General features: G+C 64.5%; 14 protein-coding genes. 4 read left to right on the top strand and 10 right to left on the bottom strand.

Annotation, left to right across the window (positions count from 1 at the left end):
* Nucleotides 1-213: 213 nt before the first annotated feature.
* The gene (locus PF446_RS10910) at nucleotides 214-897 is read right to left on the bottom strand and encodes a TerC family protein (protein WP_298071470.1); all 684 of its coding nucleotides are present in this window, start codon (nucleotides 895-897) and stop codon (nucleotides 214-216) included.
* A gap of 268 nt (nucleotides 898-1,165) precedes the next feature.
* On the opposite strand from PF446_RS10910, the gene PF446_RS10905 reads away from it, so the two are divergent.
* Complete coding sequence (locus tag PF446_RS10905; protein WP_298071468.1) at nucleotides 1,166-2,617, top strand: bifunctional 2-methylcitrate dehydratase/aconitate hydratase; 1,452 nt, start codon at nucleotides 1,166-1,168, stop codon at nucleotides 2,615-2,617.
* A 203-nt stretch (nucleotides 2,618-2,820) separates the two neighbouring features.
* Nucleotides 2,821-3,984: an OmpA family protein gene (locus tag PF446_RS10900; RefSeq protein ID WP_298071466.1), complete on the top strand. Its 1,164-nt coding sequence runs from the start codon at nucleotides 2,821-2,823 to the stop codon at nucleotides 3,982-3,984.
* An 84-nt stretch (nucleotides 3,985-4,068) separates the two neighbouring features.
* Here the strand turns inward: PF446_RS10900 and PF446_RS10895 are convergent, their stop codons facing one another.
* Genes PF446_RS10895 through PF446_RS10865 form a run of 7 tightly spaced genes read right to left on the bottom strand, consistent with a single transcriptional unit; the run spans nucleotide 4,069 to nucleotide 10,819 of the window.
* Complete coding sequence (locus tag PF446_RS10895) at nucleotides 4,069-5,148, bottom strand: cyclopropane-fatty-acyl-phospholipid synthase family protein (RefSeq protein ID WP_298071464.1); 1,080 nt, start codon at nucleotides 5,146-5,148, stop codon at nucleotides 4,069-4,071.
* A complete protein-coding gene (locus PF446_RS10890) occupies nucleotides 5,141-5,881 on the bottom strand; it encodes a DUF1295 domain-containing protein (protein WP_298071478.1) in 741 nt (246 codons plus the stop codon). The genes PF446_RS10895 and PF446_RS10890 overlap by 8 nt, the downstream gene beginning before the upstream one ends.
* Nucleotides 5,882-5,933: 52 nt before the next feature.
* Nucleotides 5,934-6,479 carry a DUF2878 domain-containing protein gene (locus tag PF446_RS10885; RefSeq protein ID WP_298071462.1) on the bottom strand — a complete coding sequence of 182 codons (546 nt, stop codon included), beginning with the start codon at nucleotides 6,477-6,479 and terminating at the stop codon, nucleotides 5,934-5,936.
* Nucleotides 6,476-7,750, bottom strand: a complete 1,275-nt coding sequence (locus PF446_RS10880; RefSeq protein WP_298071476.1) for a cyclopropane-fatty-acyl-phospholipid synthase family protein — start codon at nucleotides 7,748-7,750, stop codon at nucleotides 6,476-6,478. The genes PF446_RS10885 and PF446_RS10880 overlap by 4 nt, the downstream gene beginning before the upstream one ends.
* Before the next feature lie 9 nt (nucleotides 7,751-7,759).
* A complete protein-coding gene (locus tag PF446_RS10875; RefSeq protein WP_298071474.1) occupies nucleotides 7,760-8,572 on the bottom strand; it encodes a DUF1365 domain-containing protein in 813 nt (270 codons plus the stop codon).
* Between the two features lie 38 nt (nucleotides 8,573-8,610).
* Nucleotides 8,611-9,861, bottom strand: coding sequence for an FAD-dependent oxidoreductase (locus PF446_RS10870; RefSeq protein ID WP_298071460.1), 1,251 nt, complete (start codon nucleotides 9,859-9,861; stop codon nucleotides 8,611-8,613).
* A 4-nt stretch (nucleotides 9,862-9,865) separates the two neighbouring features.
* Nucleotides 9,866-10,819, bottom strand: a complete 954-nt coding sequence (locus tag PF446_RS10865; protein ID WP_298071458.1) for a fatty acid desaturase — start codon at nucleotides 10,817-10,819, stop codon at nucleotides 9,866-9,868.
* 158 nt (nucleotides 10,820-10,977) lie between these two features.
* On the opposite strand from PF446_RS10865, the gene PF446_RS10860 reads away from it, so the two are divergent.
* Entirely contained in the window at nucleotides 10,978-11,148 is a 171-nt protein-coding gene (locus PF446_RS10860; protein WP_298071456.1) for a hypothetical protein, read from the top strand.
* Entirely contained in the window at nucleotides 11,145-12,458 is a 1,314-nt protein-coding gene (locus PF446_RS10855; RefSeq protein ID WP_298071454.1) for a DUF2254 domain-containing protein, read from the top strand. The genes PF446_RS10860 and PF446_RS10855 overlap by 4 nt, the downstream gene beginning before the upstream one ends.
* A gap of 138 nt (nucleotides 12,459-12,596) precedes the next feature.
* Here PF446_RS10855 and kbl read toward each other — a convergent pair whose 3' ends face one another.
* Together kbl and tdh are read right to left on the bottom strand one after the other, a co-directional pair.
* Nucleotides 12,597-13,793 carry a glycine C-acetyltransferase gene (kbl, locus tag PF446_RS10850; RefSeq protein ID WP_298071452.1) on the bottom strand — a complete coding sequence of 399 codons (1,197 nt, stop codon included), beginning with the start codon at nucleotides 13,791-13,793 and terminating at the stop codon, nucleotides 12,597-12,599.
* Nucleotides 13,794-13,853: 60 nt separating this feature from the next.
* Complete coding sequence (gene tdh / locus PF446_RS10845) at nucleotides 13,854-14,876, bottom strand: L-threonine 3-dehydrogenase (RefSeq protein WP_298071472.1); 1,023 nt, start codon at nucleotides 14,874-14,876, stop codon at nucleotides 13,854-13,856.
* Nucleotides 14,877-15,231 lie beyond the last annotated feature (355 nt).

Here is a 15,231-nt window from a genome sequence, read left to right as displayed (position 1 = left end):
GAAAAATGCCGCCAGCTTGTCGTAATCCCTGGCGTGGTCCTCCAGACCGGTATGCATCGAACCCATCAGCACCCGGTTGGGCAGGCTGCAGAAGCCCAGATCCAGCGGGCTCAACAGTGCAGGATAGGCTGTGTCGGTCATGCGCTTGATCCGATCCAAACGATCGTTTGATTATGGACGGGGACGAACACGCATGCCAGCACTGCAATGCAATCAGTGGCCAGCCTTGCGTTTTGCCCGTTGCTCCATCCACCAGCTGCCGCCGCAGATGGCCAAAATGGCGAAAATATCGACCACCCAGCGCAACGCATCATGCTGGTCGAACCAGCCTTTCAGTCCGTAGCCGTGGGTGATCATGCGTGCGGCGGTCCAGGCGATGGCGCCCGCCCCCAGATAGATGATCCATGGGAAGCGGCCCATCATTTTCAGGATCAGCGTCGAACCCCAGACCACCAGCGGAATGCTGACCAGCAAGCCGGTCACCACCAGCGACATGTGGTTCTTGGAGGCACCGGCAACCGCCAGTACATTATCCAGGCCCATCAGTGCATCGGCGATCACGATGGTGCGCATGGCGGTCCAGAATCCGGTGATCTTGCTGATATGCGGCTGGTCGAGATCATCCTCGCGCAGCAGCTTCCAGGCGATCGGAAACAGAATCAGTCCGCCCAGGAACATCAGCCCGGGGATGCGCAACAGGTACACCACGACCAGGGTCATGGCGGTGCGCACGCCGATGGCTCCGACCGTGCCCCAGATGATCGCCTTGCGTTGCAGTTCCTTGGGCAGTCGACGCGCAGCCATGGCGATGACGATGGCGTTGTCGCCGGCCAGCACCAGGTCGATCAGGATGATGGCAAGCAGGGCCGAAAGGTAGTGTGGACTGAGGAAATGCATGTGGGCTCCATTGCGCGCCGACGACTTGCACCCGCACGACCCGCGCGCGGGCTCGCTCGGTGCAAGAGTCTCGCTCGCGGCTTGTGCCGCCGCGCCGGCCGGGGTTGGACCCGTGATGACGACCGTCGCGCTTGGGAGCTACTCCCCCTTGACGGGTACGATTGTCGGGACTGCAGCCGCCCGGCGTCAAGCCGTATCACGCGCCTTGCAGGTGTCGTGTTTGCTGCCAAGGTACAATGGCCGATTATTCATCCAGCGAGGCCCCCGCATGAGCGCACCCGACATCCGTTCCGCCCAGCGTCCCGACCCCGACCAGCCGATGGTCGACATTGCCGATTATGTCGCCGATTACACGATCGATTCGAGCGAGGCCTACGACACGGCCCGTTACATGCTGCTCGACTCCCTGGGCTGCGCGATGCTGGCGATGAAGTTTCCCGAATGTGTCAAGCACCTGGGGCCGCTGGTCCCGGGCGCCACGCTGCCTGGCGGTACCCGGGTGCCGGGCACCAGCCATGAACTGGATCCGGTGCAAGGGGCCTTCGCCATCGGGGCCCAGATCCGCTGGCTGGACTTCAACGACACCTGGCTGGCGGCCGAGTGGGGTCATCCGTCGGACAACCTCGGCGCAATCCTTTCGGTGGCCGATTACCTCAGCCGCAAGGCCCGCCGGGAGGGTGGGCAGCCGTTGACCGTGCGCGACGTGCTCACTGCCGCCATCAAGGCGCACGAGATCCAGGGCTGCTATGCACTGAAGAACAGCTTCAACCGCGTCGGCCAGGACCACGTGATCCTGGTGCGCCTGGCCTCCACCGCCGTGGCCACGCACATGCTGGGCGGCGACAAGGACGCCATCGTCACTGCCGTTTCGCACAGCTGGATCGACAACGGCGCGCTGCGTACCTACCGCCACGCGCCCAATACCGGGCCGCGCAAGAGCTGGGCCGCCGGCGATGCCTGCCGCCGTGCCGTCACCCATGCCATCAACGCCGCGCACAAGGGCGTGGTCGGCTACCCGTCGGCGCTGACTGCCAGGACCTGGGGCTTTTACGATGTCGCCTTCGGCGGCAAGCCGTTCGAGTTCGAGCGCCCGTTCGGCAGCTACGTGATGGAAAACGTGCTGCTGAAGATCAGCTTTCCGGCCGAGTTCCATGCCCAGACGGCGGTCGAATGCGCCATGCAGTTGCACGAGGAGGTGTCGGGCAGGATCGACCAGATCGAGAAGATCCTGATCGAGACCCAGGAGGCGGGCTGCCGCATCATCGACAAGACCGGCCCACTGGCCAACTATGCCGACCGCGACCACTGCATCCAGTACATGGTCGCCGTACCGCTGATCTTCGGCCGCCTGACCGCCGCCGACTACAACGACGAGGTGGCCGCCGATCCGCGCATCGACGCCTTGCGCGACAAGATGCAGGTGACCGAGAACCCGCAGTTCACCAAGGACTACTTCGACCCGGACAAACGCTACATCGGCAACGCGGTGCAGGTGTTCTTCAAGGATGGAACGAGCACGCAGAAGGTCTCCATCGATTATCCGATCGGGCACCGACGCCGGCGTGAGGAAGGCATTCCGGTGCTCTTGAACAAGTTCGAGCAGGCGCTGCGCGGTCATCTTTCGGCAAAACAGGTTCAGGCCATTCTGTCCGCCACGTCGGATCCGGAAAGCCTGGATGCCATGGCGGTGGATGATTTCATGGAGCTGTTCACGCTCTGATTTACCCGCATGACTGCCATATGAATGACATTTTTTCGCCCCGTGGCAAATGTTTTGTTTTTGCTAAAATGGACTCACCGCACGCGTCATGTTGTCGACAGCCTCGACGTGTCAGGTACATCCCCCTATTTCGGTAGCGCGCAACATGCATGCCGCGGGCCGGGGCGTACGCAAAAGCAATGTTTGTAAAAAGGAGATCCACAATGAAACACAAGGCCTTGTATCTACTTGCAGCCTTGTCGCTTGGCGGTGTAGCTGCCGCCCACGCACAGGATGCGACGTCCTCCACCGGAAACGCTTCGATGATGAGCACATCCAGCTCGTCCGACAGCAAGAATTTCGACGGTCGCTGGTATATCGCGCCGACCATTGGCGGGTACTACAACGACACCGCCCGCAACACCAACAGCAGTCAGTTGTATTACGGGCTCGGGTTCGGCAAGTTCCTGACGCCGAATTTCTCGCTCGACGGTTTTGCCGACTACACCTCGCGTAATGTCGACGCACCTGTCGGCGGCAAGTGGAGAAACTACACGGTCGGCGCAGCCGGCCGGTTTTACGGTGGTGGTTGGAATGCCTGGCGCCCGTATGCCCTGATCGGCCTGATGGGGAGCCACCATTACAATCGGATGGCCAGCGGCTGGTCCCCGGCCATGGAAGTGGGTGGTGGCTTGTCCAAGACACTGACCAGCAACACGGATCTGCGCATGGAGGCCGGCTGGCGCTACGACTGGGACAACCAAAGTCAGAACGCCGGTGGATACGGTGACTGGTTCCTCGGCCTGAGCCTGGCCATGCGCCTGGGCGCCGCCCCGGTGGCCGCACCACCACCGCCGCCGCCGCCGCCGGCGGCACCACCACCGCCGCCACAGCCGACCTGCCAACAGCTTGATAGCGACCATGACGGCGTCAACAACTGTGACGACAAGTGCCCGAATACCGCGGAAGGCACCATTGTCGGTCCGGACGGATGCCCGCAGAAAGTGGTCATCGACCTGCGTGGCGTGAACTTCAAGTTCGACCGTCCGCACAAGGGTGAAACCAACATCGAGGCGACCCTGCAAAAGCCGGCGTCCGCTTCGATGGACATCCTCAACCAGGCCGTCGATACCCTCCAGCGTTACCCGAACGTGCGCGTGATGGTAGCCGGCTACACGGACTCGATCGGCAGCAAAGCCTACAACCAGGCCCTGTCGGTGCGTCGTGCCAGGATTGTCTACAACTACCTGACCTCGCATGGAGTGTCTGCCGGCCGTCTGGATGGTCCGGAAGGCCATGGTGAGAGCAACCCGGTGGCCAGCAATTCCACCAAGGACGGTCGCGCACGCAACCGTCGGACTGAGCTGCAGGTCGAGAACCAGCAGTAAGCGGTCTGTCATCACAAGCGGTACAAAAAAGCCCGGCGAAAGCCGGGCTTTTTCATGCTGCAGCACGCGGATGCGTTGGTACCCTCAGGGGCGTACGAAGCGATAGTGGCCAACCAGCCATTCCTGGCCGTGGTCATAGCCGAACAGTTCCGCGCAGGCCATCCAGAACATCCTCCAGCGTTGGTGCCACAGCTCGGCATCTGCGCCGTAGGCCTCGCCGAGCACGGCAAGCACCTCGTTGCGGCGGGCGTCCTGGTTGGCCAGCCACAGGTTGGAAGTTCGCTCATAGTGGCGTCCGGACAAGCGCCATTGATGTTCCAGCGTCAGATCCTGCTGGAAGTGCAGCAGTGTATCGGCCGCCGGCATCAGGCCGCCGGTGAAGAAGTGGCGGCCCATCCAGTTGTCCTCGCCTTCGGTCTCGAACGGATACATCAGCTCGCGATGGCAGAAGATGTGCACAAACAGCTTGCCACCGGGCTTGAGCCAGCTGCCGATGTTGTGCAGCAAGGTGCCGTAGTTGCGCATGTGTTCGAACATCTCGATCGAGACCACACGGTCGTAGCGCGCCGGTTCGAGACTCAGGCGATTGACGTCCGCGGTCACCACCGTGACGTTGTCCAGGCCCCGTTCGCGGCAGCGGTGCTCGATGTGGGTGCGCTGCAGGCGTGAATTGGATACCGCCGTGATGCGCGCGTTCGGATAGCGCTCGGCCATCCACAACGTCAACGAGCCCCAGCCGCAGCCCAGTTCCAGGATGTCCTGGCCGTCCATCAGTTCGGCGCGCTCGCCATAAAGACGCAACATGGCATCCTCGCCGGCTTCCAGCGATTCATCGCCGCGCGGGAAATAGCAGCTGGAATATTTAAGCCGCTTGCCCAGACAAAGCTCGAAGAATTTCGGCGGCAGTTCGTAATGCTGTTCGTTGGCGGCATCGGTGTGGATGGCCAGCGGGCTTTGGCGCAGCTCCTCCAGCAGCGCGTTGAAACGCTCCCAGTGCTGTTCGACATGGCCGTCGCGCTCCTCGCGCAGGCGTTGCGCGCACAGGCGGCGGATGCCCAGGCGCAGCAGGCTGTCGGGTACCAGGCCACGCTCGGCCAGGCCGATCAGCCCGTGTTCGCGTGGCGCACGCCGTTGGCTGTGGGACAGGGCGATACTCTCAGACATGGTCAATGTCCTCCTTCGGAAACCAGGGGATGAAGGCGCTGGTGCTGCGCTGATAGGCGCGGTAATCGTCGCCGCGACTGCGCACCGCCTGCGCCTCGGTATAGGGAATGCCGGTCAGGCGGTACAGGAACACCAGCATCAGCACAGGTCCTGACCAGGCCAGCCATGCGATCGGCGAACCGATCGCAAGCAACGGGTAGGCGAACCAGTGCAGCCACTCGAAGAAATAGTTGGGATGGCGCGAATAGCGCCACAGGCCGCTGCGGCAGGTCTTGCCGCGATGGTCGGGGTCATGCCGGAAGCGTGTGAGCTGGCGGTCGGCCAGGGCTTCGCCTGCCACGCTGATCAACCAGATCGCGATGGCGGCAGCCAGTGCCCAGTGCGCCAGCGGCTGCCGGTTCCACACGGTGGCCAGGAACGGCAGCGAGAGCAGGGCGGTGAACATGGCCTGGGCCAGAAAGAACGCCAGGAACTTGCCTTGGGCGTCGTTCCAGTATTGGCGCAGGTAGGCGTAGCGTCCATCCTCCGGTTCGCTGCTGACGCGCCGCAAAAGGAACACGAACAGCCGCCCGCCCCACAGTCCGCCGAGTACGCCCGTGGCCAGGCGCACCTCGACGCTGCCGGGGCCGACCAGTGCGTAGTACACCGCGCTGGTCATCATGCTGCCGGCCCAGACGATATCCACGATCCCGGCGTTGCGGGTGACGCGCTGGCGCAGCCAGGCCAGCACCATCAGTACCGCGGTGGCTGCAAACACGATCAGCGGCTGGATCCATGGGGAAAGCTCAGACATGGTGTTCTCCGGAAACCATCTCGGGGGTGTGTTGCTCCAGCCGTCGGGCCAGGAAGATCATCACCGGGAAGGCAAGGGCCCAAAGGGCGCCCAGGCTGGCCAGCGCGGCAAGCATGCCGTGGCCAAACTGAACGGCCTGCCAGCCCCGCTCGGCGCCAAGATAGGCCAGCGGTGCGCCCAGGGCGCCAAACGCCGCCGCCAGCAGGGGCTTGCCGAACATGAAGCGAAAGGTATGACGCAGGGTCAGCGAGAAGGACATCCAGATGGCCACGATCCACAGCGGCGCCAGATGCGTGGAGGGGACCGGCGCGGCGTAATCGAGCAGCCCCGTGGCGGCCATCAGGCTGTCCATGGCCACGCCGATCGGTACCACGCAGGCCATCACCATCAAGTCGATCTGCGCACCCTCGCGGGCCAGGATCCAGCCGGCAAACGGCAGCATCGCCAGTGCCGCCGGCCACCACAGCCCGTGGCTGGCGCCCCAGACCGCAACCAGCCAGACGCACTGGTAGCCGATGATGTTGAGCCAGGTGTTCATGCCGGGTCGGGAATCCAGGTGTCGAGGCGGCTGTCCGGGCGTGTGAACAGCATCTGCACATCGCCGATGGAACGCTCCAGGAACCCGCCCTCGCAGTAGGCCAGATAGAACTCCCACATGCGCACGAAGCGCTCGTCATAGCCCAGCGCGCGCACTTCGGGCAGCCTGCGCATGAACCGCTGGCGCCATGCGCGCAGGGTCAACGCATAGCTGGGACCGATATCCTCCAGATTGAACAGGCGCAGATCGCTCGCCTTGGCGGCCGAACCCAGCATCGCGCTTACGCAGGGGATGAAACTGCCCGGGAAGATGTGACGCTTGATGAAATCCACCGAGTGCAGCGCCTGGCTGTAGCGGTGGTCCTCGATGGTGATCGCCTGGATCAGCGCCGCGCCGTCGCGCTTGAGCAGCTTGGCCACGGTCTTGAAATAGGTCTCCAGATACTGGTGGCCGATGGCCTCGATCATCTCGATCGAAACCAGCTTGTCGTAGCTCCCGGTGAGGTCTCGGTAATCCTCCAGCAGCACCGTGACGCGATCGGACAAGCCAGCTGTCGCGACCCGCTCGCGGGCCAGGTCGTACTGTTCGCGGGAGATGGTCGTCGTGGTCACGCGGCAGCCGTGGTGGGTGGCGGCATGCACCGCGAATCCGCCCCAGCCGGTGCCGATCTCGACCACGTGGTCGTCCGGTTTCAGGTCGAGCTTGCGGCAGATGCGCTCGAGCTTGCGCGTGGCCGCGACCTCCAGCGTCTCGTCCTCGCGGGCGTAGATGGCCGAGGAATACATCAGCGCCGGGTCCAGGAACAGCTCGAACAGCGGATTGCCGAGATCGTAGTGCGCGGCGATGTTGCGTCGGCTGCCCAACTTGGTGTTGCGTCGCAGGGCGTGCCAGGCGCGCATGGCCATGCCGCCAAGCCGGGCCAGGCCGGTTTCCATCGCGTCGAGGGTGTCGCGGTTGCGCACCAGGATGCGGATCAGCGCGACCAGGTCGTCGCATTGCCACAGGCCGTCCATCCAGGCCTCGCCCGCGCCGACGCTGCCGTTGCTGGCCAGGTGGCGGTAGAAGGCCGGGTCTTGTACCTGGACGCGCACGCGCAACGTGTCCTGCTCGCGTGCGGCCGGCGTGCCCAGGACCTGTTCGCCCAGACCGTCGACGAGGACCAGACGGGCATCCTTGAGCGCGTCCATCTGCGCGATCAGGCGACTGCGCAGCATGCGCTCCAGGCCGGAGGGCGCGCGGGTGTTTTCGGTAAGGACGTGTTCGATTTGCATGTCCATGGCTCAGGTTCCTCGTTTGCCAGGATGGTCGTGCACGGGGTTGCGTTTGATGAACAGTCGCAGGGCCTGCCAGTGGATGGCGGCGACGACCTTGGCGGTCATGGCCGGGTAGCGCCACAGCACGCGCGCCAGGTTGGCACCATTCACCGGGCGGCGGTGCAGGACAAGGGTGGCGTCGAACTCGCGCTGCGCGCCATTGAGCACATCCATGTGCACCAGCAGGCTCCGTCCCGGCGTGGTCAAGCGCCAGGCGTAATCGCGCTGCATGGGCATGAACGGCGATACGTGGAAGGTCTTGGGAAAACGCCATGACGCCGCGCGGCCATGTCGTTGTGCCCTGGTCAGCGGCAGCACGTAGCTGTGGCGTTCCTTCCACGGGGTGTTGGTGATTTCGGCGACGATGGTCTGCAGCGTGCAGCCGTCGGCGTCATAGCAGTAGTAGAAGCTGACCGGGTTGAAGATCATCCCGAAGTAGCGAAGGTGGGTAAGCAGCCGGATCGGACCGGTGGGTCGCACGCCGGTGGACTGGGCCACCTTGCGGCGCACGGCTTCCTCCAGCGGGATGTCGTGCGGGCCCATGTAGTCGCGGCGACGGAAGTTGGCCACGTTGCCGGCTTCCGTCGACCACAGCCAGCGCCCCTCGAACAGCGTGTCGACCTCGGCAAGATCCAGATAGAGCATGGCCACGCGATAGCGAAAGGCATGCGCATGCGGGGCATGGCGGCGATGGCGCACCCAGCCCTCGTAGATGCCGCTGGCCAGGCTGGCGCGTGCGGTCACGTCGGTGTCGCGTTTGACGATGGCGGGCGCGGTCATGCGCGGAGTGTCCAGCGGTGGGGTATAGCGTTGCCCATTCATGGCCCGTCCACGCCCAGGCCATGAGCCACGTCCACGGCGCTGCGCATGCCGTCCTCGTGGAAACCCCAGCCCCACCAGGCGCCGGCGAACCAGGTGTTGCGCTGGCCCTGGATTTCGCTCTTGCGCTGTTGCGCGTTCACGGTGGCATGGGTGTAGACCGGGTGATGGTACGCACGCCGCTTGAGGATCCTGTCCGGGTCGATACGGTCGCTGCAGTTCAGGGACACGATAAATGTTTCCGCGGCATCGATGGACTGCAGGTGGTTCATGCAGTAGCTGACCGTGCACTGGTCACTCTCGCGTTCCGGGATCAGCGCATTCCACGCCGCCCATGCCTTGCGGTTGCGCGGCAGCACACGTGTGTCGGTATGCAGCACCGTGTCATTGGGCTGCCACTCGATGGCACCAAGGATGTCGCGCTCGGCATCGCTGGCATCGCCAAGCAGGCCCAGTGCCTGGTCGCTGTGGCAGGCCAGCACCACGTGCTCGAAGGATTCGCTGCCGGCGTCCGTATCCACCTGGACGCCGGACGCATGGCGGGTGACGTGCCGGACCGGGCAGTCCAGGCGCTCGTGCACCGACCAGGATGCGTGCAGCGCGTGGACATACTGCTGCGAGCCGCCCCGCACCACCCGCCATTCGGGACGGTCATCCACTTGCAGCATGTGATGGTTGGCCATGAAGCGCACCAGATAGGCCGCCGGGAAATCCAGCACCCGGGTGCCGGGCGAGGACCACAGGGCGCTGGCCATCGGCACGATGTGATCGTCGCGGAAGGCCGCGCCGTAGCCATGGTCCTCGAGGTAGGTGCCCAGGGTCGGGCCGGGGCCGCCGGCCTGCAGCAGCGCGGGCGCTTCGCGGTAGAAACGCAGGATGTCCCGCACCATGCCGTGGAAGCGCGGCGAGAACAGGTTGCGGCGCTGGCAGAACAGGCGGTTGATGCTGGTGGCGTTGTATTCCAGCCCGCTGCGCGCGTTGTGCACGGCAAAGCTCATGGTGGTCGGCTGGCCCTCGACGCCCAGCGACTGGAACATCTTGCACAGCAACGGGTAATGCTTCGGGTTGTAGACAATGAACCCGGTGTCCACGGCGTAACGGGTGTCGCCGATTTGGATGTCGTGGGTATCGGTGTGGCCGCCGAGCCGGCCGTTGGCCTCGTACAGCGTCACGTCATAGCTGCGTGACAGCAGCCAGGCGCTGGCCAGTCCGGAGATGCCGGAACCGATGACGGCGATGCGAGCGGTCATGGATTCAGTGCTTCGCGTGGGGCCGGCGCAGGCCGGCGGGCACGGCCTTGAGTTGGCGGATCAGTCCGCAAGCGGCCATCACGCGCAGTGCGTAATAGGTCATGTCGATCTCCCACCAGCGGAACCCCTGGCGCGCGGAGCCCGGGAAATGATGGTGGTTGTTGTGCCAGCCCTCGCCAAAGGTCAGCAGCGCCAGCCACAGGTTGTTGCGGCTGTTGTCGCGGGTCTCGAAACGGCGCGAGCCAAAGCGATGCGCCAACGAGTTGATGGTCACCGAGGCGTGAAACAGCAGCACAGTGGAGATGAAAAAGCCCCAAACCAGCAACTGGCCGGCACTGGTGCCCAACTCTGGATGCGCGCCATGCAGCCAGCCGCCGAGGAAGAACAGGCCGGTGGCCAGGGCGATCGGCATCAGGATGTCGTAGCGGTCGATCCAGCGAAGCTCGGGAAACTTGGCCAGGTCCGGGATCACGCTCCAGTCGGTGGCAAAACCACGCCTCGTCAGGAACCAGCCCATGTGGCTCCACAGGAAACCGCGCTGCACCGGGGAATGCATGTCCGCCGGGCCATCCGAATGGCGATGGTGATTACGGTGGTGCGCCGCCCACCACAGCGGACCGCGCTGGACCGCGCTGGCGCCGACCACCGCAAAAACAAACTGCACCGCACGCGGCGCCTTGTAGGCACGGTGCGAGAAATAGCGGTGGTAAAAGGCGGTGATCGCGAACATGCGGATGGCGTAGAGCGCCAGGGCCGTCCACAACGCAAACCAGGAAAAGCCCACCCAGATCACCGCCAGGCACGCCAGGTGCATGGCAATGAAAGGCACCACGCGGGCCCAGTCGATGCGGTCCGGCGCGTTATCCGTGGGTGCCGGCGTGGCGCTGGTGTCAAACCACAGGCGCAACGCCGTGAGCAGGCGTCCGGGGCGTTCGCGTGTGCGTTGGACATGCTTCATGGTGGAGTGTATCCCGCTTGAATGCTTCGACTCTTCTCAATACGAGCCGCAATGGCATATGGATGCACGCCGCGTGCGCATTCGTCCGTCCCGTTCGGCAGTACTTGTCATGGGTGGCGGGTGTGTAGACTGGTGGGCAACACTGTCGGAACGCCTGCATGCAGACCAACCGTCGCCCCGAACACCTTGATCGTCACCAGTGTGCGCCCGTTCGCGGAGTGGCGCTTGGATTGCTGACGCTGGGCGTCGGGACCCAGGGGCTCCGGCGGCACCTGGCCACGTGCGAAGGCTGGCGGCTGGAGCATGCCATGGGAGCACTTGCGCCATGATGAAACGATTTCGCCTGTGGCTGGACGCCCTGCGCACCAGCCTGTGGTTCGTGCCTTCGCTGATCGTGATCGGCGCGGTGATCCTGGCCTACGCCATGCTGGCGGCCGACGCTGCGCTGCCCCCGCACTGGTGGGAAAAGCCGCAATGGTTCAACACCTTCATGAACGTGCGCATCCGCGGCGCCTCGGCGATGCTGCAGGTGATCGGCAGCTCCATCATCACCATCGCCGGCGTGGTGTTTTCCATCACCATTGCCGCGATCACCCTGGCCGCTGGGCAGTACACCTCGCGTGTGCTGCGCAATTTCATCCGTGATCGCGGCAACCAGGCGGTGCTGGGCACCTTCCTGGGAATCTTCGTGTACTGCATGCTGGTGTTGCGCTCGCTGTCGGCGGACAGCCCCGCCGACCAGGCCCCGCCGCTGGCCATGCTGGGCGCGCTGGCGCTGGCCTTCCTCGGCATCGCGGTGCTGATCTACTTCATCCACCACATCGTCCAGGGCCTGCAGGCCACCAACGTGGTGGCGGCCATTGCCCGCGATGCGATGCCGTCCATCGACCATCACTTTCCGCAACGCTTCGAGCCGCCCGACGAAGGCAACGTCGCCACCAACCGGCCGGAAACTTCCGAGCGCAGCCAGTTGCGCGCCATGCGCAGTGGCTACATCACGGGCATCGACTACGACTTGCTGGCGCGCCGCGCCGAGAAGTTCGGCGGTCTGGTGCGCATCGATCGAAGCGCGGGGCATTTCATCGCCCGCGGCGAGGTGATGGCGGAGCTGCGCAGCGCCGAGCCGCTGGAAAAACCAACGATCGACGAGCTTCACGACGCCTGGTCGTTCGCTCCCCAGCGCACCATGGCCAACGATCCCGGCTACGGCTTGCGGCAGCTTGTGGACGTGGCGATCAAGGCGCTTTCACCCGGCATCAACGAAACCACCACCTGCGTGATGTGCCTGAACTGGATTGGCGTGATGCTGCTGCACATGGCCGAACGGCGGTTCCCGCCGCAGTTGCACAGCCGGGAGGGCACCATCCGCGTGGTCACCCACGCGCTCAAGCTTGGCGACTGCATCGCGCTGGCGTTTGACCAGATCCGCCAGAACGCGGCCGGCAATGTGGCCATTCTCGAACGGCAGTTGGAAGTGCTGCTGGCGCTGGCCAACAGCATCGGCGCGCGCGTGGCGCGTCAGCCGATCCTGCTGCAGGTCGACGCGATCGAGGCGCTGGCCAACCAGAGCATTCCCTGGGAACCTGATCGCAAGCCTTTGTTCGAGCTGGTCCAGAAGGTGCGCGAACAGCTGGGGTGACCCGGGCAAGTCAGACGCGCCACGGTCTTGCTCCCGGATGCGCTTTGCTTATCCGGGCTACGGGGCTACGTGGCTACGTGGCTACGTGGAGTGTTTTCCCGGATGCGCTTTGCTTATCCGGGCTACGGTTTTACACGCCTACTTCAGCACGCCGAGCTGCTTGCCGACGCGGGTGAAGGCGTCGATCACCGTGTCCAGCTGCTCGCGGGTGTGCGCGGCGCTCATCTGGGTGCGGATGCGCGCCTGGCCCTTGGGCACCACCGGGAAAAAGAACCCGGTCACATAAATGCCCTCGTCCAGCAGCGCGTTGGCCATGGCCTGGGCCTTGGGCGCGTCGTGGATCATCACCGGCACGATCGGGTGGTTGCCCGGCTTGATCTCGAAGCCGGCCTCGCTGATGCGCTTGCGGAAATAGGCCGTGTTCTCGGCCAGTTGCTCGCGCAGCTCGGTGGCGCTGTCGAGCATCTCGAACACCTTGATGCCGGCGGCGACCACGTGCGGTGGCAGCGAGTTGGAAAAAAGATACGGCCGCGAACGCTGGCGCAGCATGTCGATGATCTCCTGGTGGCCGGTGGTGAAACCGCCCACCGCGCCGCCCAGTGATTTGCCCAGGGTGCCGGTGAAGATGTCGATCTTGTCCATCACCCCGTGCACCTCGGCCGAGCCGCGGCCGGTCTTGCCGAGAAAGCCCGTGCAATGGCATTCGTCGATGTGCACCAAAGCGCCGTACTTTTCGGCCAGCGCGGTGATCTGGTCGAGCTTGGCGACAAACCCGTCCATCGAGAACGCACCGTCGGTGGTGATCAGCTTGGTGCGCACGCCAGCGGCATCGGCGGCCTTGAGCTGGGCTTCCAGATCGGCCATGTCGGAGTTGGCGTAGCGGTAGCGCTGCGCCTTGCACAGACGCACGCCGTCGATGATCGAGGCGTGATTGAGCGCGTCGGAGATGATCGCGTCCTCGGGCCCCAGCAGGGGCTCGAACAGGCCGCCGTTGGCATCGAAGCAGGCCGCATACAGGATGGCGTCGTCGGTGCCGAAGAATTCGGCAATCTTTGCCTCCAGCTGCTTGTGCAGGTCCTGCGTGCCGCAGATGAAACGCACGCTGGCCATGCCGAAACCGTGCGTGTCCATGGCCTCCTTGGCTGCGGCGATCACCTCGGGGTTGTCGGCCAGGCCCAGGTAGTTGTTGGCGCAGAAGTTCAGCACCTTGCGCCCGTCGGCCAACGTGATTTCGGACGACTGCGGCGAGGTGATGATGCGCTCGTCCTTGTACAGGCCGTCGGCGCGGATGCCGTCCAGTTCGGTGGTGAGGCGGTCGCGGTTGGTGTAGGCCATGTCAGGTCTCCAGGTTTCAGGATTCAAATCGAAGCGGCGTAGTCCGTGTCCAGGCGCGCATCACGACCAGGAGCACACCACCTTGCCGCAGTTGCCCGAGTCCATCAGGTCGAAGCCGGTCTGGAAGTCGTCAATGGCGATCTGGTGCGTGAGCACCTTCTGCAGCGGGAATCCGGTCAGCACCATCTGCGTCATCTTGTACCAGGTCTCGTACATGCGCCGGCCGTAGATGCCGTGCAGGGTCAGGCCCTTGAAGATCACGCGGTCCCAGTCGATCCCCGCGCCCTTGGGCAGCAGGCCGAGCAGGGCGACCTTGCCGCCGTGGTACATGCATTCGAGCATATCGTTGAAGGCGTGCGGATTGCCGCTCATCTCCAGGCCCACGTCGAAGCCTTCCATGTGCAGGTCCGAGAGCACGTCCTTCAGGCGTCCCTTGGACACGTTGATCACGCGCGTGGCGCCCATGTCGGCGGCCAGTTTCAGGCGGTAGTCGTTGACGTCGGTGACCACCACGTTGCGCGCGCCCACGTGCTTGGCGATGCCGGCGGCGATGATGCCAATGGGGCCGGCGCCGGTGATCAGTACGTCCTCGCCGATCAGGTCGAACTCCAGCGCGCAATGCGTGGCGTTGCCGTAGGGATCGAAAAACGCGGCCAGTTCCGATGAGATCGGGTCCGGGATCGGCCACAGGTTGGAGGACGGCACCGCGACAAATTCCGCGAATGCGCCGTTGCGGTTCACGCCGATGCCCACCGTGTGCGGGCACAGGTGCTGGCGTCCGGCGCGGCAGTTGCGGCAGTGGCCGCACACAATGTGACCCTCGGCCGATACCCGCTGGCCGAGCTCGTACCCGGTCACGCCAGGACCGATCTCGACGATGCGACCGACGAACTCGTGGCCGATCACCAGCCCCGGCTTGATGGTGCGCTGGCTCCATTCGTCCCACTTGTAGATATGCAGATCGGTGCCGCAGATCGCGGTTTTCTCGACCTTGACCAGCACCTCGTTGGGACCGATCTCGGGGATCGGAACCTCCTCCATCCAGATACCTTGCGTGGGCTCGCGCTTGACCAGCGCTTTCATCAGTTGCGACATGCGACTCTCCTGCGTAAGCGACCATTATACGCGGCCCCCCGCACACGACCGAACCCGAACCCTGTAGCCCGTAGCCCGGATAAGCGCAGCGCATCCGGGACGGGCCGCCCCGCGGCCCCGAGCTCCACGCCTGTGGATACAGGCTTCCCGGATGCGGCCGAGGGCCTTATCCGGGCTACATCCCCCGTAGCGGCCCATCCCGGATGCGCTTTGCTTATCCGGGCTTCGGGTTCGGGTTCGGTCGTGTGGGGTGGCCGCGTATAATGGTCGCTTACGCAGGAGAGTCGCATGTCGCAACTGATGAAAGCGCTGGTCAAGCGCGAGCCCACGCAAGGTATCTGGA

Origin of the sequence: Oleiagrimonas sp. (assembly GCF_027858935.1) — a bacterium.
Taxonomy (GTDB): domain Bacteria; phylum Pseudomonadota; class Gammaproteobacteria; order Xanthomonadales; family Rhodanobacteraceae; genus Oleiagrimonas.
Note: the sequence above shows the minus strand (reverse complement) of the source record. Positions and strands in the feature narration are given on the sequence as shown.